We start from the raw sequence: 20,714 nt of genomic DNA on the forward strand, positions 1-20,714 counted from the left end.
AGTAATTCCGATGAACTATTTTGATTTTATTAAATTGTCATTAAATCTTTTTCTTTTATTTTAGTTAGTGAATTTATATTTTCAATTGATTTGTCTATCTCTTTTTGGATTTGGTCCAAATAATTCTTTTGTAGATCTTCTGACAGTTCTTTATCTGCTTTGATGTGTTTATTAATATCCTGGCGGATTTGTCTTATCCCCACCTTTGCTTGTTCAGCGATTTGATTTAATAACTTAGTCATTTCCATACGTTTTTCTGTTGTCATTTGCGGATAAATTAATCTTAATTGATGTCCCATATTAATAATAGTAATATTTAGTTTTTGGTCTATAAGAGTTTTTTCAACTATTTTTAGAATTGCCATATCATAAGGTTTAACTAATAATTCTAATGGTCCATTTGAACTTATTGAAGCTAATTCATCTAAATTCATTCACGATTCATAGTAATTAATTTTAATTTTATTAATCAAAGCGGGGTTTGCTTTTCCGACAGCAACTTTTAATGATTGCACTTCAAAATTGTCGATTGTTTTTTTAATATTCTTTTTTAAATCTTCTATATAAAAACTTAACTCCATAATTCCTCTATTTTTTATTAGCAATGATTGTATTTGGTATCTTATTTTCAATAGCTCTTAATAATGCTTCATTTTCATTAATATCAAAAACTATTATATCAATATTATTTTCTTTTGCCATTGATGCAGCGGTTTGATCAATAACCTTAAGGTCTTTTTCAAGCAATTCATCATAAGTTAATGTATTGAATTTAATTGCATTTTTATTGAATTTAGGGTCACTATCATACACACCATCAATATTGTTTTTACCCATTAATATTGCATCAGCTTCTATTTCGGAAGCATATAATGTTGAAGCGGTGTCTGTTGTAAAAAAAGGTCTACCAGTTCCGCCAGCAAAAATTACTACCTCGCCACTTTTTAGGTATTTTTTAGCCTTTTCATTTATATAAACCTCGCAAACCTTGGGATCTAGTGTTAATGAAGATAATACTCTAGTTTGTAATCCGTTATGTTCGAAACCTGATTGTAAGGCAAGTGCATTCATAGTCGTTGCTAGCATACCAATGTAATCAGCTCTAACTCTTTGAATACCATTTTTCGCAGCGCTTGTTCCTCTTCAAAAATTACCGCCGCCAACAACAATTGCAACCTCGACATTATTGGCAATAATAACTTTAAGTTGTTTAGCAAATTTTTCAACTAGTTCATAGTCAATAGCTAAATGTTTTTCTTTATTTGCTAATCCTTCTCCTGAAAGTTTTATTAAAACCCTTTTATATTTATAAGACATTAAATAACTCCTCTAAAAAGTTTTACTATTTTTAAAATTATATATTTTTTAAAATTAATATAACTATTTTAACTCATCAAAATAAGTACTTTTAACCCAGTTTCTTATCAAGCAATATAAGTTTTTGCCTTGCTTTTTTAACAGCATCAAATGCGCCCGGTCTTGACATTGCCAACTCATCAGCAATTTCAGCAAAAGATAAATCTTCAATTAAATGGAGATATAGGGCTTGCTTTTGTGATTGTGGTAATAATTGCCCATATTTATCAAACAATTTAATAATTTTTTCTCTTTCTTCAATATCTTCCATTATTCATTTATACCTTTCATTAAACCATAAATATATGAATCAAGATCGAATTCGGCTAAATCGTCTATCCCTTCCCCTAAACCAATGAATTTTACGGCTAGATTAATTTCATCTTTAATTGTTAACACAATCCCCCCTTTTGAGGTTCCGTCCATTTTTGTCAAAATAATTCCAGTTAGATTTGTCGCTTCGCCAAAGGCTTTTGCTTGTGAAATACCGTTTTGGCCGGTTGTAGCATCTAAAACTAATAAACTTTCATGAGGAGCGCCTGGTATTTTTGATTGCAGTACTTTATTAATTTTAGCTAATTCATGCATAAGGTTAATTTTGTTTTGCAATCTTCCTGCAGTATCAATTATTAGAACATCATAATTATCGTTTTTAACTTTATCAATTGCGCGATAAACAACTGCCGCAGGATCTGTTTCATTGTTAAGCGGTTTTACTATATCTGCGCCAACTTTATTAGCCCATATCTCCAACTGTTCAACGGCTGCAGCTCTAAATGTATCCGCAGCAGCAATTAAAACTTTTTTTTGTTCTTGAATTAACTTGTGAGCGATTTTAGATATTGAAGTAGTTTTACCAGAGCCATTAACACCGACAACCAAAATTACATTAATTCGGTTGTCTTGAACATTAAGACTTGTATCAATAATTGAATTAGAGGCATAGAAAGTAAATAATTTGTCTGCAATAATTTCATTAATCAATTTAGGGTCTTGAATGTTTTCGTTTTTAACTTCTTTTTTACATTCATTAATTATTATTTGAACTAATTTTATTGAAATGTCTGACATAATAAGTAATTCTTCGAGTTCATCAAAGAAATTATCATCAATTTTATTATGCCTATTTTGTATTTGTTTAATGCTTTCAATGAATGAGGAATTTGATTTAGATAAACCTGCTATGTAATTTTCTAATTTATTTTTTTTGTTTAATTCTTTTGCAAGATTTTTCTTTTCCTTAGTTTCTATTTTAGCTTGTTTTTTTGCAATCCTTTCCTCTTTTGTTCCAAAAAGTTTATCTTTTAGTTTTGACCAGAAACCCATAATTTCTCCTATATGTTTTGATATGATTTTATCTATATATTTTATTATAAAAATTATAATTATGTTTTTAGTAAAATTAATAGATAAACTATGAATATTAAAGCAATTGAAAACGACAAGTATTTTAAACAAAAATATAACTTCAAATATCTTTTAAGGTTATCTTTTCCCATTTTTATTCAGACATTATTTTTCGCCACAGTTACCATTGCGGGATCATTAGCTGTCAGCTTTTATAATCGTGTTTATCATGCTGATGGGTCTTACAATGGCTATTATTTTTATACTTTTGCAAAGATATTTGTTGTATATAAAATAATAACTTTCTTACCATTATTATTCCAACTTGGTGTTTTAGTTGTAGCATCCAATCTTTATGGTCAAGGAAAGCAAAAAGAAATTGCAAAACTTCTTTGATCAGCTTTTTATTTATCACTAATTTTGAATGGCGTAATATATTTAATTGTATTTTTTAGTGCTCCTAAACTTTTATCACTTTCAGGCGCTAAAAATACTTTTATTATTGGTTGAAAAAAGGAAGTTGACTATAACAATTTTATAAGTAATTTAAAGAAATCTAACTTAAAATTAGAGCAGGTTTATCAACTTGATTTAAATCATAAAATATTTGTTGGTGGATTTGCTGATGGGATCAATTATATTCCAACTAATGTTGAAGTAGAAGTTAAAAATGAACATAGTTTTGCTATAAAATTTTTAAGAATTGGTACTATTGATATTTTTATAACTTCCATTGCTTTTATAATGAATTCTTCATTGCAAGCAATAAAGAAAAATAAACTTGCTATAATTGGAGTAATTGTTGGAACAATTGTTAGAACAATTTGAATTTTTATGATTCTTTTTGTAATAAAAAATGCATTCTTAGCCTCACTTGAAATTATCATAGGTTCATTAATTAATATTGTGATATCTAGTATCTTAGTGAAAAAATATGTTGTCAAGAATCATAAAATTAAGTTTAAAGAAACATGGAATAATAAATATATTAAGGAAATTCTTAAAATCGGTTTCCCGATCTCACTAGAAACAGGGATTTGATTTGTTTCGCAATATTTATTATCCAAGGCTATTCCGGACGCTAAATTAAATGATAGGTTTATTGGTCTTTGAAGGGCTCTGAATAATATCTATGATTTATTCGCTGCTTATTTGCTAGCGTTAAGTTATGTTACCTCATCTGTTGTGGCAACACAAATCGGAAAAAATAAACTTGATAAGGCTAAAAAAATTGGTAATTTGGCTTATAAAACTGGTTTTATAGTTCAGCTATTATTCGGCATTTTGGGAATTATTTTAACTTACCCCTTGTTTAAAATATATTCAATAGAGACAAAATTAATAAACCAATATTGTTACATTTTAATGAGCGTTTTTGCAATTAAATCATTGATGGATGTAGGGCCATTAACAACATTAAGATCTTTGTGGGGAGCCAATGATGTTTGAATGCCTAATTTAATTTCTATATTCACAATGATTGGATTACAAACTAGTTTTGTATATATTCTAATTCTTTTTGGAAGCAATAATATAAGTCAAGAAATATTTTTAATAAGTTTAAGTTCTATTGCAATAATTGATCCACTATTTAGGACTTTATTATATTTGTTACGCTGAAATACAGATGCCTGGAAGAAATTTGCAAAAAAACTTTAAAGCAGCAAATATCTAAAATTAAATTATTGATTTTTTAAAAAAAGAATTATTATGTTATGTTCATAGTATAAAATAAGCGTTAATATAATGGCGATGCACTATTTTTTTAAAAATATATAATGTGCAAATGTTATTTTTCGTGGATATTTCCTCACCTTTTTGGGGAACAGCATAATATATGTGCCTTCTTTGTTATGCGATAGATAATAGAGATTAATGAATAATTTTTAAGAATTAATAGGCAAATAAAGCAAGGATATTTTTATATTGTTTCTTAATGTTTAATTACGAAATCATATCGTTTAATAAAACAATCTTTAAGATTAAAAATTTTAATGCTTATGATCAAATAAATCAAATATTTAATAAAGTTATTCCTAATTAATTTTGGATAATTAGGTTTTAGCTTAAAATCAGAATAATTAAATAGTTTTTAATCCAAAAAAACAAAAAAATAAATAAAAAAATCAGCCATTTAGCTGATCAAAAATTATTTGATTGAATAGTGAAGATCATTGTTTTCTTTAAGCGCGTTAGTTAGTTGTTTTTTAACAGTATCATTTTCAATGGTTAATTCTACGCTATGAGCATCACTTTTTTTTCCAAAGAAGAAAAACATTTTTTCTGAAACACGAGTAACATTTTTTGGTAAGTTAAGCATTGTAAATTCATTTAGCGCCAATGCCGAGTCTTCAATAGTGTTGATGTTCTTTAAATTTATTTGAGTTAATTTATTTTTAGCGAGAACACCAAAACTTAGTTTTTTTAGTCTTGTCGCGGCTTCGATATTGATTGAAGTTATTTGATTGTTATAGAATGCTTTTTCATTTATTTCTGCAATTGATGATGGTAGTTCTACTTTAGTTAATCTGTTGTTTGCAAAAGCTTCCTCTTCAATTTTTGTTAGGTTATTTGAAGAAATATCAAATTGAATTTCTTTTAATCCTAAATTGGCAAAAGCACCTTTTTCAATAATTTCTAAACTGCTAGGAAGAATAATTTTTTCTATATTAATCTCATTTTTTTTAATATCAAAGATTCCTGGTGCAGCAAGAAATTCAGGAGCTGCATGCGATTGTTCATTAGTGTTTAAAAACAAACCATGTAATGAATTTCCTGAGAAGGCTCCAGCTGGAATAACCTTTAGATTAGTTTTGCTTAAATCTAGTGTTTTAGTATCTTTTTTATAGTTTTCTCTACCAGCCGTTCCTAAAACGAAGGCTTTCGCAAAATCATTCAATGATTCGCCTCTCGAACACGAAACAACAAGAGCAGTAGAGATGCAAGGAACAGAAATACTTGTTAATGTTAATAATATTTTTTTTGCTATCTTCATAATTAACTAATTGTATCATAATTTTATATAGAAGGGATGTTTCTGATAGATAAATATGCTTAGTATATAATTTAAATTATGAAGAATTTTAAACTTATTTCTGACTATAAGCCATCTGGCGACCAACCCCAAGCAATTGATAAATTAATTCAGGGGTTAAAAGAGGGCAAAAAACATCAAGTTTTATTAGGCGTTACAGGGTCTGGTAAAACATTCACCTTGGCCAATGTTATTCAAAATAGCAATAGACCCGCTTTAGTGATTAGTCATAATAAAACTTTAGCTAGCCAATTATATAACGAACTTAAAGAACTATTTCCCGAAAATAAAGTTGAGTACTTTGTTTCATATTTTGATTATTATCGTCCTGAATCTTATTTGCCTAAAGATAATTTATTTATTGAAAAGTCATCTACAATTAATAAGGAAATTGAATCAATGAGGATTTCAGCTTTTAATTCATTACTCAATAGAAGGGACACTATTGTTGTCGCATCTGTTGCAGCAATTTATGGCGCTTTTAATCCACATGAGTACAAGAAATATTTATTAAATATTTATGTCGGAATGGGCATAAGCATCAAGGAAATAAAATATTCATTAGTACAAATGGGTTATCAAAATAAAAAGATCTATCCTGATATTGAATTTGGTGAATTTTCTGCATATGGTTCTGTCTTAACAATATGCCCTGGTTATAAGCATAATGGCCAAATAAGAATAGAAGTTAATGAAAATAATATAATTGAGAGCATTAAAATAATTAATTCTATAACTAAGGATGTTATTGAAATTATTAGCAGTACTACCATTTTTCCATGTACCACTTATATCATGAATAAAGATTGAATTCAAATGATATCTGCGGAGATTAAAGATGAATTATCTAGCCAGCTAGATTTTTTCAAATCGAATAACAAACTCCTTGAGTATGAAAGGCTAAATGAGCGTATTAATGCTGACATTGCTTCTATTGAGGATTTTGGTTATACAAAAGGCATGGAAAATTATTCAAGATATCTTGATCGTAGACTGCCGGGTCAAAAACCTTATACAATGTTTGATTATTTACCAAAGGATGCTGTGATTTACATCGATGAAAGTCACTTATTATTACCGCAATTGGAAGGAATGTATCTCGGTGATAAATCGAGAAAAGATACTCTTGTTGAATATGGTTACCGTTTACCATCTGCTCTTGATAATAGGCCATTAAAATATGAAGAATTTTTTGAGTATGATTTTCCTCGCATTTATATGTCTGCAACACCAAGCAAAAAAAGAGAAATTGAATATGCTAATGGTGAGGTTATTACACAGATTATTAGGCCAACTGGGCTGTTGGATCCAGAAATCGAGATTATGCTTAAAGAGAATCAACAAGCCAAAATATATGATTTACTAAAATCGCAGATTCAAAGAAACGAAAGAACATTAATATTAACCTTGACAAAAGAAAGCGCAGAAGAATTTTCGGATTTTTTAAAAGAAAAAAAATTTAAATCAGCTTACATTCATCATGAATTAGAAATTTTTGAAAGAAATGCTATTCTAGCGGGTCTTCGCATGGGAAAGTTCGACGTTGTAATAGGAATTAATTTATTGAAAGAGGGCATTGATTTACCTGAAGTTAGTTTAATTATTGTTTTGGATGCTGATTTAAATGGATTTTCAAGAGATACATCTTCGCTTATTCAAATTGTTGGTCGAGCCGCAAGAAATGACCATGGAAAAGTAGTTTTCTTTGCTGATAAAGTTTCTGAAGCAATGAAAGAAACTATAGATGATAATTTAAAAAAGAGAGAAATTCAAATAAAGTTTAACAAAGAACACAATATTATTCCAAAAACGGTTATTAAACCGATTCCCAAAATTAATGTTGATCTTATTTTGAATTCTAAATTTGGTAATGATTATAAATTAAAGGCTAAAAAGTCATACATTAATGAATTAATTAGAGAGATGCAGCTAGCTTCAAAGAAATGAGATTTTGCAAAAGCTCAGGAAATAAAGGATTTGTTATTTGAATTAGGTTATGATTTTGATAAAAAATAGCTTAAATTAAAAACAAAAATTTATAATTTTATTTTTTTAAAATTTTATAGTAAATATTGCAAATTTAAAAGAGGGCAAACCTAAACTATATATCTCCTAGATGATATTTTTTATAAAGTAGTAAAATTTATATTATGAAAAATAAAAGCAAAAAGATGAAAATATTATTATCACTATGTGCATCACCACTTGTGTTGTTGCCATTGATTGCTGCAAGTTGCGGTAATAAAAATAATAATGATGTTGATCATAGCAAAAAGCCAGAAGAAAAGGAAAGCCAAGAAAAAGATAATGGAAATAATGACCAGGGTTTAAAACAAAATCCTGAAAAAGAAAAAAAAGAAGAAGGAAATAAGGATACAAAGGATCCTGGCCAAGATAAGGGCGACGATAATAAAGAACAAAATAATGGATCAAGTGATTCTTCATCTACTCCACTACCAAAGAATCCTGGTGAAACTGAGCATAATAAAGATGATGAAAAGAAAGACAAAGAACCTTTGCAACCTGATCCAAGTGGCGACAATAAGGTTAAATATGGACATTGAAATATTTTAAATTTCACAGGTGATTTAACAAAACAAGAAAAGAAAACCAAAAGAATTGCTTATCTAGCAAAACAAGAAAATTTTGATGTTTTGGGCCTAACTGAGGTTGATAATGCCGATGGTGTCAAAAATATTGTTGATGAAATGAATAAATTATCAAGTTCAAATATGTATGCATACATAGCTTCAAAAAAATTGAAAGGCGATAAATTTGGACCTAATGTTGCAGAGCATGTAGCAGTTATATATAACACAAAGGAAATGGAACCAGAAGCATTCTCAAATGGCGAAATTGGTTATAGTTATACACAAGAATTCACTATTAATTCTAATAGTGAAAAGGCCCAATATGCAAGACCTCCCTATGGTATAAAATTTAAATATAAATTAAAACCAGATGTTAAACTAACTTTTGTATTCGATCATTTTGACGCTCCAGGGGTTTCTAAATCAAATAGGGCAATCGGTGAAAAAACAAAAAAAGGGGTTGGAACATTCGAATATAGAGAGGGCCAACAACTAGTTAATGTATTAGATTATTTTGATTCAATAGACGGACCTCAAAGCAATATTTTTTTTGGCGGAGACACTAATATAAAACACGGAAAACAATCATTTGTTTTTAGCACACTCAAAGAAAAATATAAGTCTGTGTTTGGTGACACTGAAAAATTCAGCACATCACTTGGTACAACCAAAAGATTCTCAGAACCATATGATAAACTTTTTTATAAAACCGATTATAAACTTGAAGAATCTGGCATCTTTGATATTTATAAAACAAAAGAGGATAGCAAACTTGTTGAAGAATTAACAAAATTGGGAATTGAAATTGGTCAAGATGAAAAAATTCGAAACGGTTCTGTGCTTTCGGATCATACTTATGTGTGGGCTGAGTTCCTAATTAAATAAAGCGTAGACCGCTTTATTTTTTTTAATTTCTTATAGAAATAAAAAAAGTTGCTAAAATTATTTTAATTAAATTCTTATAAGATTTCAATGAATAATTTTGATATGGGGGAATATGAACAAAATAAATTTTTTTGCACTAGGTGGATTGGATGAAAATGGTAAAAACTCTTATGTTTTGGAGATTAATGAAAAACTTTTTATTATTAATTCAGGAACTAAGGTGCCAATAAATTCGCATAATGGGATTGATACTTTAATTTGTAATTATGATTTCCTTGTAAAGAGAGAGAAAGATATTGTTGGAGTGTTTATAACCGACGTTAAAAATGAATCATTTTCTGCTATTCCTTGATTATTAATGAGAATTCCCAACCTAAAAATTTATACAAGTCCATTTAATCGTATTGTTATTATGGATAGAATTTCAAAATACAATATCAATAATCATAGTTATGATGTAAAAACAATTAGCATGCCTATTGAATTTAATGATGTAGTTGTTACTCCTTTTGATCTAGCCGGTGGATTGATTGGACAAATAGGTTTTAACTTTGAATATAAGGATGGAAATATTCTCTTTATGGCAAATTTTGTTGATGGAGACTTGGGTCCTTATGGAAAAACTGATGTTCCTAAAATTAGACAAATTATCAATAATGGAAAGAAATTGCAGTTATTAATCTTAGATTCCGGGCATTCGAATTACCCTGGAAGAAGTATAGATAAACTTTGAATTTCAAAAAAAATTGAATATAAATTCAAGGAAACCCCTAATAACAAGAGAATAATAGTTGGTTTGTATGATGAAGATATGATAACAGCACACGAAGTTTTAGTTCTAGCCAAAAGATATAATCGTCCTGTTGTTACATATGGAAGAAATTATTCGCAATTTATTAATTTAGTATCAAAAATTAACCCAGATCTTCAATTACCAGAATTCATTGATTATCGTGTTGCTAATGAAACAAAGAATGCAGTAATTCTTGTTACTGGTGCTATTGAAAGGCTATATTTAAGATTCATTAGAATCGCATCAAATAATGACGTTTATTTAAAACTTAGATCTGATGATGCAGTAATAATAATTGCGCCTCCTGTAAATGGCCTTGAAGTTAATTACGCATTGACATTAGATGAAATAGCAAGAAACACACCAAATTTAATTGAATTAAGCTCAGATCAGTATTATTCATGTAATCCTGCTAAAGAAGATATATACAATATAATCAAAACATTAAAACCAAAATATTTTATTCCTATACAAGGACTTTATCGTTATTTAGTGGTTGCATCTCATGTAGCGCGTGATGCGGGAATGAATTTTGGCAATTGTATAATTTTGCAAAATGGTAAAGTGGCAGAATTTTTAAACAATGAGCTTATATCCCAAAAACATTCTATTAAATCTGTTGGGGATACAATTATCGACGGTTTTGGCGTTGGCGATATTTCTCAGGAAGTAATTAATGAACGCGAAAATCTTTCGAGAGATGGAGTTATTGCAATAAGCACTTTAGTTGATTATAAAACCAAACAACCAATTGGCCAACTTCATATTTCTTCTTATGGGATAATCACTAAAGACAATAAAGAAACTATTACCTTAATTGTTAATGACATGGTTTCCAAAGAATTTAAGGATAAAAAGGCTAATGATATTGATTTAAAAGAAATACAGGAAAAATTACGGAAAAGTATAAAAAGAAAAATATTTAAGGTGCTATCAAAAGAACCAATGATTGTTATAACTTTATATGAAATTTAGAGGATAATATGGCATCAGAAGCAAATATTGAAAATGATACAAAACAAGAGCAAATTCCTAAAAAAATAAAAAGAAAAAAGACATATTTTTGATCCAAAGACAAACCTTTTATTTGGACTATGATATGTTTTATAGTTGTGTTTTTTACTGTTGTATCTTTTTTAAATGTTAAGGGCTTGACGACAATACATACATACACTTTTGGAATGTTTTTTGGTTTATTTTCTCCTATTTTTTTTCTATATTTGTTTTTTTTAGCAATTAAGAATATCTTTAAAATGAAAAACACATATTCTGTTGGTGTTTTCCATTTTAGCTTATGGCGGCTTTTGTTTATTTTTATTGCGCTAATTTTATTGGGCACATCTATTTACTATGCTAAATTGAAGCCGGCACCATATAATTCTAAAAATGCTTTTTTAGCAATATTTGATAAATGGTATTCTGATTTTAAGAATGAACAAAATTTATGATTGCCAAATAAATGAAATGCAGGTTTGATTAATTCATTTATATATGTAGCGATGGCTTTTCCTGGTAATAAGATTGGAATCGTTTTATCGTTTATCATTCCTATCATTATTTTGGTAATTAGCTTATGTTTCTTTTTTATTAGTGATTCAAAATTGAAGAAAATATCACCAAAAAATAAAAAGCTAAAAAGAGATATGGAAGTAAATAATCTTAATGTTAATTTGGATAAGAAAGATATTTTTTCTGAAGATAATGCCACCAGGGAGACAATACTGATTGATGATACATCAATAGTGCAAAGTCAAGAAGTATACATTCTTGATGATAACGCCTTAAGTGATTCGAGAGAGGTAACTGCTGATAGTATATGTATAATTCCAGATGAACCTGATTTTAGCACGCAGGAATTTGAAGCATCAATGTATGATGATCAAAATCGAGAAAATATTACTAATGGCTTAATTGATGAGCAAAACATTAGTACTCTAAATTCTGGTGATTTGGATATTAATCCGGCGAGCCTAAAAAAAATTGATGAGCAACAAAAAATATTGATTGATAAACAAGAAGAATCTGTTGTTTTAAAAAATGAGGAAGTTAATAAAAAAGAAAATATTTTTGATCAGGATGATCTAGGCATTGAAAAAAAGAAAGATTTTAAAATTAATAGTGCTATTAATAATAAGAAGCAATATGAAAAGCCAAAACAAAACTTTACTTTGATAAAAGATAAAGAAGATCTATTTTAAGGAATAATTAAGATATGAATGCAAGTACTTTGGAACAAAACAAATTCAAGAAAATAGACTGAAATAAAATTTTTTCCAACCAGATTAATACTTTATACGAACCATTAGCATTTAATATTAAGCCAGCTCTTGATAAAATTTTTGAGGAAGAAGTCTATAAGAATAATGAAAACGAAATTAAAATTGTTGATGAAAATATTAATAAAATAAAAGAACTAGAGCAAGAAATTATCAAGAACAAGAAGGAAAACAAAATTAATTCTAGGAAATTTGTTAATGGTTTGATAATTTTTCTTTTCTTTTTAATAATAGGTTTATTTTTTATCCGTATCTTTAATAATAATAAAAAAACTATTAAAGATTTCAAAGAATTTAAAAGTAAAAAGCTATCTATTATTCAAACAAAAATAAATGAAAATAATAGTATACTAGCAACAATTTTTAATAAGTATTCAATGTTGGAATGAAAAAATAAAGTTTTAGCACTAATGGATATTAAAAAAATATATGGAATTTGCGAAAAGGAATTTAGTCCTATTTTTAATAGAGATGACTTTTACGGTTTTAGTGCGATAGAAAAATATAAAGTTAGAAATTCTTATTTTTATGATGTTTTATATAACATTGAAGAATGAAGAGATGTTGTAACACGAGGTGTTGGATATATTACTGTTAGGACTAAGGACTCGTGAGTAGAAGAAGCTATTTATGCCTATCATACAGAGCCTACACCATTTATAGTGCCCATGCATGCCTTAAATATTCCAACAAATTATCGCTCTGATCTAAGCTTTATTGAAACTCGAGAATATTTAAACGAGAAAGAATATAATAAGCTTTTTAGAAAAGGAGAATTTTTACTCGAAAGACCTGAATTTTATAAAAATTACAATTTTAATTATGATAATCAAATTGGTTTTATAGACTATTTTAAGGTTAAAACGCAAGAAAATTTTATTAACTATGCGCAATATTTTGGTTATCCAGGGCCACTATTTAGTAAGTATAAAAATAATATATTGCTTTCAAGAGTTTATAATGAGGAAAAAATCGGTTATTCCTCATTGCATAATTGGATGGGATTCTTATTTGATTTAAATAATTTGATTACTATTGGCGACATATATTCAAGAATGCTTTTAATCATTGCAAATAATTTAATACCTGTATTTAAGGCAATAACTAAGGCATACTTAAATCCAAATATTGCATCAGAAAAATATGAAAAACGGGGCGAGAGATATTTATCCGATTATGTTTATGAAGATGCTAGTGTTGGTGAGGATAAAACAGACTTTTTTAATTATTTTGATGTAATTAATAAAGCAATTACTGGAAATAAGTTTTCAATGAAAACAAAAGATAATGCTCGTGAATTATATGTTAAATATGTAGAACAAGTTGTTGATAGAGAATATAAGAAAGATACTGGAATAAAACGCTCAAATGCCCTTATTTTAAAGATTAGTATTGATTCATATTGAAAAGAGCAACTTATTGATGAAGTATATAAAAGCGGGATTATTATTAAGGTGCCATTTGAAAGGTTTCATTTATTTACAGAAGAAAAATTTATTATTTGAATTCCTTCTGTTTCCTTAAATGAAGATAATGATTTTGTATCATATGGTGATTTGTTTCGAGAAAATTCAATTTCAAATTCATTTATGGATGCAGCGAAATATACAGATAAATATTTAGCCTTTAATAAGAGCTTGCATAATAATAGAAGTGATGAACTAGATGATTGCCTTTTGTTTGTTAACAGAATAAAAAAATCGCTTATTGCTAATAAAGATTATAAAATATCAATTGATAGCAACGGTACATATATTTATATAAATGAAAAAATTAGTGAAGATGAGATAAATAAAATTTTTGCTATGTTTAGATAGTATAATTATTTAATCATAAAGGAGGCAATATGCTATTTGATTCAAGAACACCTCAATCAAATGAAGGGTTTAAGCCTAATGTTGATAATTCAATCAAAATTCCACAACCAACTAAAGGTGAAAGAACGTTATTTATAATTTTATGTATTATAACAATCGGAATAATACTATTAGTTGCCATTCGCAAAAGAAATGAACTACTTGAAAGAATGAATAGAATTCAAGAGGCATCTTCTCTTATTCAAGCGGCTGAAAAGAAAAGAAGAGCAACATTGATTAAACAACTTGATGTTGTTAAAGGATATGCCGAATATGAACAATCAACTCAGAAAGAAATAATTAAACTACGTTCACAATTAGTTGACATAGAGGGAGAAAAAGACGTTGCAAAAGTATCAGATACGTTAAATTCAGTTCAAAGAGCAATTAATATTCAAATTGAACAATATCCAAATCTAAAAGCTGATAGATCATATCTTCAATTTCAAACCGAAATTGCTATTCAAGAAGATGAAATTTATGCAACTATTAGAAACTATAATGCTCAAGCAAGAAGTTTTAATGCTGAGATTTATAAATTTTGAACAAACATTGTTGCTAATAAGAACAATATTTATAACCAACCACTATTTCAAGCCAGTGAAGTAGAAAGACAAGATGTTGATACTAGCAGTTTAACAGGCGCGTTTAAATAATAAAAATATCAAAACAAATCAAACACGGTCAAAAAATCCAGACACACTTGTGCCCGGATTTTTTAAAATTGAATTTAATCATGTGCGATAGCCAAATATAAAAGAACAGATTAGATCTTTTTAAACAAATAAGGGATTGCGCCCATGGCATTTAAAAGCGGTATTTAAAAGAAGCTAGCAGCTTTAAAATATAAAAAAATATGTAAAAAATATATATTTTAGCAAAAGGTAATTTAATATAAAAAGTGGCAAAGTCCTAAAAAAGGAACTGGTTTCGAAAAGGCTGAGAACTAAAAAATAATAACAATTTACGAAAAGTAGGAGAAGAAAAGGATTTAAATTTTGCACTTGTTAATTATGTAAAGATAGAGATATGTTAAATATTGTAGTTACTGATGTTTTTGTATATTAGAATACTAAAAAATATATTAATAAAGTTGTGTTTATTTGCATTTTATTCCTTAAAATGAAAAGAAAAATATCATTTGTTAGGCAGAACAACATATTAATTAGAAAATTTTACATTTATTAATATTAACCATGCTTACATAAAACCATTTTTTCATGACTTTTTGATATAATTTATTTATTATAATTGCAAAGCAATTATATTGTAAGGAGAAAAAATGCCTGAGGAAAAAAAATATGTTGCTAGTGATATTCAAGTTCTTGAAGGATTAGATCCTGTACGTGTTAGACCAGGAATGTATATTGGCTCAACCGGCTATAGAGGAATTCATCATCTTATTTGAGAAATTTTAGATAACTCGGTTGATGAAGCAATGGCTGGTTATGCTACTGAGATAAGCGTTACCTTGCATAAGGATAATTTTATTGAGATTGAGGATAATGGACGTGGCATGCCTGTCGACATCCATCCTTCAACACAAAAATCTGCTGTTGAAACAATCTTAACAGTTTTGCATGCTGGCGGAAAGTTTGACTCAAGCAACTATAAAGTTAGTGGTGGGTTACACGGCGTTGGAGCCTCTGTGGTTAATGCCTTAAGTGATTCTTTTGAAGTTTGAGTAAAAAGAGCAGGTAAATTACATTATCAAAAATATGAAAATGGTGGAAAACCCATTGATGATTTAAGAGTTATTGGTGAAGTACCTATCGGTGAAACTGGCACAAGAATTAAATTTCATCCTGATTATACAGTTATGGATAAAATAGATTTTGATTTTAGTACTATTAGCGATCATATTAAGCAGGTGGCTTATTTGAATAAGAGCCTTATGTTTAACCTAATTGATTTAACAAAAGATACTAAAAAAACTTTTTGTTTTGATGGAGGTATTGTTGACTACGTCAAAGAACTTAATAAAGGTAAAAAGACTATAAACCCAGAAGTTATTTATGCCTTAGGCACATTTAGTGATGTTGACAAACCAACTGAGGAGCAGATTGCTAATAACAAACCGCCTAAGCAAGTTGAAATTTTAGTAGAGGTTGCTTTTCAATATAATGAAGCCTATCAATCAACAGTTATTTCATATGCTAATAATATTCAAACTACTGAGGGCGGGACACATGAAAATGGGTTTTATGATTCTATAGTAAGAATCTTTAATAAATATGCTGAGGAAAATAGATTGTTTAAGGGAAATGAAAAAATAAGCAAAGAGGATTCTAAAGAAGGACTTATTGCAGTTATTTCTATTAAGCATAGTGATCCTGTTTTTGATGGTCAAACAAAATCAAAATTCGGCTCAGCAAATGCACGTTATGCAACGAACAAAGTCGTTTCAGAGTCTTTAGAAAGATATTTAGCTGAAAATCCTAATATTGCTAAAAATATTATTAACAAATGTTTGCAATCACAACGTGCTAGATTAGCTGCTAATGCTGCCAAGGAAGCTTCAAGAAAAAAAGATGGGTTGGAATTTAGCGGTCTTCCTGGGAAACTTGCCGACTGTTCATCTAAGAATGCGGAAATAAGAGAATTATTTATTGTCGAAGGGAATTCTGCTGGTGGCTCAGCTAAAGGCGGAAGGGATAGATCTATTCAAGCTATACTACCTTTAAGAGGAAAGGTAATTAATGCTGAAAAAAATGATAAGGTTAAATTTTTATCAAATCAAGAAATTCAGACCATTATTCATGCTTTAGGTACTGGTATTGGACATGATTTTAATATTAATAAACTAAAATATCATAAAATTATTATTATGACTGACGCTGACGTTGATGGTGCTCATATTTCAACATTGCTATTAACCTTCTTTTATCGTTATTTAAAACCGCTGATTGAATATGGTTTTGTATATATAGCCTTACCTCCACTATATAAAATAGTTGCAGGAAAGAGAGTTGAATACGCCTACAACGATGCTCAAAAAGAAGAAATATTAAGCAAATTTGATGATAGAAAAGCTATCTCTATACAACGTTATAAAGGGCTTGGAGAAATGGATGCTGAACAGTTGTGAGAAACCACTATGAATCCTGATGCTAGAAAAATGCTTCAGGTACAAATTAATGATGTAGCTGTTTGCGACCGCGTATTTACAACACTAATGGGTGAAGAAGTTGAACCAAGACATGACTTTATTGAAGAAAATGCTAAATATGTATCTAATATTGATTTTTAAGGAATAAGAATGAAGTTAGTTAAAAATCAAGGATATACCAACACCACATATTTTGATGAAGAAAATAAACAATTCATTAAAATAAAAAAGTTTGATTCTTTCAACCATAAGACACCTAATAGTATTTTAAATTGTTTTAGTTTTGTTCCTAAAACAATATCCGAAGATGAAACCATGGTTATTAATGAATGAATTCCAGGAGATATCCTAAATCCAAATACATTAACAAATGAACAATTAAAAGAGATAGGTAATAAATTGATTACTCTTCATAATTCGAAATTAAAGTTTTATAAGGAAAATCAAATAGCTAGAAGGTTTAAGGTTTATCGCGAAACAATATCTAAGTTAGGACGTAAAATTCCAATTTTAGACAAACATTACAAAAAAATTAACTTATTTTTAAAAAATATTGATAATTCAGCTCCTGTTCATAATGATTTATGATTATTTAACTTTATCGACAATGAAAAAGGGATATTTATAACAGATTGAGAGTATGCAACAATGGGCGATGTACATTTTGATTTAGCATATTTTATTGAATCATCAAATCTTAGCAAGGAACAGGAAAAAATATTTTTGGATGCTTATGGAGATGATTTTGAACATAAATATTTACTTGCTCATAAAATTATAGTTAATGCATTAATTGTTTTATGAATAAATAAACATGCAATAAAACCATTTGATGACAAACTTTATTTAGATAGGGTTGATAAGTTAATAGTTGAATATGATAAAGAATATAAGGCAAATTTATAAAGAAGATCTATGTATTTAGAAGAAAAAAACAATCATATTATTGATAATTCGCATTTGTTTGAAATTGAAAGAATGTTTGAAATGATTAGAACTACTTTTGATGAAGAAGTTGCAAAGAGAATTTCTCATGTCCGTTTTTATCGTCATGAATTAAATAAGACATATTTTATTGCTAAGTATAATAATCTTTGAGTACAAATAAGAATACCTAAACATAAATTTGATGCTGAATGTGAGAATGAATTTATTGTTATTAAACATTTTAAGGATTATATTTTTGCTAAAGACGGAATATATATAAAAAAATGATTTCCGGGTGAAGATTTATTTCATATAAAATTTAAAAAGGTCACTATTTATTCAATATTTAATTGTGTAAAGAGTTTTCATGAGTGTAATATTGAGGTGCAAAAATTTAATTGAAATAAGTTTATTATTCAAGACAAAAAATATCATGAATTGCTTCATAAGTGCAAAAATGAAGAACAGGTTTTGAGCCATAACAATATCCAAAAACATAATATTATAGTTAACAAGTATAACTTTGTTAAGTTGGTGGATATGGATAGCGTATCTCTTAACTCCCCATATTTTGATTTTGTGCTACTGCACATTAACATTGGAATTGATAAAAAAATGATTATTGACTATTTTAATTTAGACAAGGATGTTTTTGATGATTACATATATTTGGTTAATACATACTGCGAGGCAGAATATAAGAGTGATTATCGTTATTTAACAATTAATAAGGATATAATTCCTGAGTCCCTAAATGTATATAAAACTAGAACCTCAATAATTAACAACAAATTTATTGTGCATAAGCACCACAATCAATTTGATAACCGTCTTAAAATTAAGACAATTGAAGATTTTTATTTTGTTCCAACTTTTATTTATGAAGATGAGAATAAAATTATTTGAAGATGGTTAACTAGAAAGGATAAATTTCAATTAACTCATAGAACTATTAAGATATTGGCTAAAATTATGAGAACTTATCACGATTCAAATGTTCAATTCCCTAACTACATATTGTATGAAAAAATAAAGTGATATTTGGATAATGTAAATAAAAAAGATTTAGTTATTGAAATTGGTAGTAATGATCTCATCTCTCAAATTGTAAATTGAATAAAAGAAATTGAGATTGATGCAAATTGTCATAATAATCTTAATTTTGAAAATATTTTATGAGATGATAATCAAGGTATTTATGTGATTGACTGATCAATTGCTTATCGCAGTTCTAGGTATTTAGATATTGCATTTATGTTTGAAAATTTAAAAGTTAATAAAAATATTGAGGAACAATTTTGACGATCATATAATAAACATAAACCACTAGATTTTTATAGATATCGTATTATGGCATTATTTGTTCATTATTTGCAAAATAAGGTTTTAAATAATGATGATAAATTAGTTAGAAATATAGCTAATAGAATTAAAGAAATTTTAATTGAAGATAAGAGCTAAAACATATATAGGAGTAGTTAATGAGAAAGAATAACAAAAAAATCGAGTCTAAAGGTGATATGAATAATTCTTTATCGGCAAAACCTAAAAAGAATATTAAAAAACTATTGACAACTATTTTTATGTATTCTGGAATAATTGCATCAATTGGTGTAATTTCTGGTGTTTCGATATTTTATTCAACAAATCAGTCGAGAAGTGTAAATTACTTATATGATAGCGAACGTGATGTTAAATTTGAAAAGAGCGAAAGATCTGAAAACAACACAATTTCAACATTTGTGCTTGAAAAGGAAATACCGGCAAGCGAATTGTTTGATTTGGACAAGAAAGTTGAAATATCGAATCAAAACGGAGAATATGGAGTTCATCTTTTGACAAACTACTCGTTTTATAAGACTGGCTATAATTTAGATAGTTATTTTGATAATAAGAAATTTGTGTTTGCTTTAGATAAAAATTCCGATAAGGAAATTGCAGTGGTGAAGCTGCAAGATGAGTTTAAAAAATTTAAAGATAAAAATAAATATGACATTGATTTTAAATATTTTATTCAACAATTAACTAGTTTAAAGCTAGCTATTTCATATTATTTTACTATGAACAATAAAACATTTTTTATTGAAAATAAGAAGAATGTTACTGGTTTTGAAATAAAGACATTATTTTCTAAAATACACGAATACTTTAGAAATGTTGTGGCAAAAAAAGAAATTAAGAATGAAGACTTTATTTTCAAAATAAAGGTTATCAATAAAAACGGAATAATAGATAAGGTGAAATTTTTAGTGAAATTTTCATTTGAAACAATAGAATCTAAAAGCGATTCGAAGCAAGAAAAAAAGAATTAAAAAGCAAGGCAAATATACCAAAACAATCTTAGCATGTAAACAGAAAACCTCTTAATTAAGATGGTTTTTTGTTTATCATTTCTAAAATTTTATTTTTTCATATATGAAAATATAGTGCTTATTTTTTTGATGTCTATGCTATATAAATAATAAAATGTTCATAAAAAGAATAAAAACCAAAAAATATGTTTTTTGTTGTTTTTGTTGATTTTTATCATAAAAAAGTTT

At 27.8% G+C, this 20,714-nt stretch carries 16 protein-coding genes; 11 read left to right on the forward strand and 5 right to left on the reverse strand.

All coding sequences use genetic code 4. The features are described from left to right. Positions 1–29: 29 nt before the first annotated feature. The 4 genes from ACWXVQ_RS01470 to ftsY all read right to left on the reverse strand — a co-directional run bounded on the left by ACWXVQ_RS01470 (position 30) and on the right by ftsY (position 2,682). Positions 30–581 carry a ribosome recycling factor gene (locus ACWXVQ_RS01470; protein WP_438340511.1) on the reverse strand — a complete coding sequence of 184 codons (552 nt, stop codon included), beginning with the start codon at positions 579–581 and terminating at the stop codon, positions 30–32. 7 nt (positions 582–588) lie between these two features. After that, on the reverse strand, positions 589–1,317 hold the full coding sequence (gene pyrH / locus ACWXVQ_RS01475) for a UMP kinase (RefSeq protein WP_438340512.1): 729 nt from the start codon (positions 1,315–1,317) through the stop codon (positions 589–591). A 91-nt stretch (positions 1,318–1,408) separates the two neighbouring features. Beyond that, on the reverse strand, positions 1,409–1,627 hold the full coding sequence (locus tag ACWXVQ_RS01480; RefSeq protein ID WP_438340513.1) for a sigma factor-like helix-turn-helix DNA-binding protein: 219 nt from the start codon (positions 1,625–1,627) through the stop codon (positions 1,409–1,411). Then, positions 1,627–2,682 carry a signal recognition particle-docking protein FtsY gene (ftsY, locus tag ACWXVQ_RS01485; protein WP_456001756.1) on the reverse strand — a complete coding sequence of 352 codons (1,056 nt, stop codon included), beginning with the start codon at positions 2,680–2,682 and terminating at the stop codon, positions 1,627–1,629. The genes ACWXVQ_RS01480 and ftsY overlap by 1 nt, the downstream gene beginning before the upstream one ends. 90 nt (positions 2,683–2,772) lie before the next feature. Here ftsY and ACWXVQ_RS01490 point away from each other — a divergent pair, with 90 nt between their 5' ends. Further along, positions 2,773–4,362, forward strand: a complete 1,590-nt coding sequence (locus ACWXVQ_RS01490) for an MATE family efflux transporter (protein ID WP_455994434.1) — start codon at positions 2,773–2,775, stop codon at positions 4,360–4,362. A gap of 490 nt (positions 4,363–4,852) precedes the next feature. On the opposite strand, the gene ACWXVQ_RS01495 is transcribed toward ACWXVQ_RS01490, so the two are convergent. Beyond that, entirely contained in the window at positions 4,853–5,698 is an 846-nt protein-coding gene (locus tag ACWXVQ_RS01495) for a leucine-rich repeat protein (protein ID WP_456013335.1), read from the reverse strand. Positions 5,699–5,776: 78 nt separating this feature from the next. Here ACWXVQ_RS01495 and uvrB point away from each other — a divergent pair, with 78 nt between their 5' ends. From uvrB to ACWXVQ_RS01545, 10 genes are all read left to right on the forward strand, one after another. Continuing rightward, entirely contained in the window at positions 5,777–7,753 is a 1,977-nt protein-coding gene (gene uvrB / locus ACWXVQ_RS01500; RefSeq protein ID WP_456013337.1) for an excinuclease ABC subunit UvrB, read from the forward strand. A gap of 134 nt (positions 7,754–7,887) precedes the next feature. Beyond that, entirely contained in the window at positions 7,888–9,213 is a 1,326-nt protein-coding gene (locus ACWXVQ_RS01505; RefSeq protein WP_455994050.1) for an MnuA family membrane nuclease, read from the forward strand. A 112-nt stretch (positions 9,214–9,325) separates the two neighbouring features. Then, entirely contained in the window at positions 9,326–10,981 is a 1,656-nt protein-coding gene (locus ACWXVQ_RS01510) for a ribonuclease J (protein WP_456013339.1), read from the forward strand. Positions 10,982–11,259: 278 nt separating this feature from the next. Continuing rightward, on the forward strand, positions 11,260–12,204 hold the full coding sequence (locus ACWXVQ_RS01515; RefSeq protein ID WP_455994048.1) for a hypothetical protein: 945 nt from the start codon (positions 11,260–11,262) through the stop codon (positions 12,202–12,204). 14 nt (positions 12,205–12,218) lie between these two features. Then, positions 12,219–14,099: a hypothetical protein gene (locus ACWXVQ_RS01520; RefSeq protein WP_456013341.1), complete on the forward strand. Its 1,881-nt coding sequence runs from the start codon at positions 12,219–12,221 to the stop codon at positions 14,097–14,099. 29 nt (positions 14,100–14,128) lie between these two features. Continuing rightward, positions 14,129–14,794 (forward strand): LemA family protein, encoded by a 666-nt coding sequence (locus ACWXVQ_RS01525; RefSeq protein ID WP_444704914.1) that lies wholly within the window; start codon positions 14,129–14,131, stop codon positions 14,792–14,794. Between the two features lie 626 nt (positions 14,795–15,420). Beyond that, positions 15,421–17,388, forward strand: coding sequence for a DNA topoisomerase (ATP-hydrolyzing) subunit B (gene gyrB, locus ACWXVQ_RS01530; RefSeq protein WP_438340523.1), 1,968 nt, complete (start codon positions 15,421–15,423; stop codon positions 17,386–17,388). 9 nt (positions 17,389–17,397) lie between these two features. Continuing rightward, positions 17,398–18,153, forward strand: a complete 756-nt coding sequence (locus ACWXVQ_RS01535) for a phosphotransferase family protein (protein WP_444704915.1) — start codon at positions 17,398–17,400, stop codon at positions 18,151–18,153. A 9-nt stretch (positions 18,154–18,162) separates the two neighbouring features. After that, on the forward strand, positions 18,163–19,635 hold the full coding sequence (locus ACWXVQ_RS01540; RefSeq protein ID WP_456013343.1) for a hypothetical protein: 1,473 nt from the start codon (positions 18,163–18,165) through the stop codon (positions 19,633–19,635). 20 nt (positions 19,636–19,655) lie between these two features. Next, entirely contained in the window at positions 19,656–20,486 is an 831-nt protein-coding gene (locus tag ACWXVQ_RS01545; protein WP_456013345.1) for a hypothetical protein, read from the forward strand. Positions 20,487–20,714 lie beyond the last annotated feature (228 nt).

The organism is Mycoplasma sp. 527 (genome assembly GCF_053851595.1).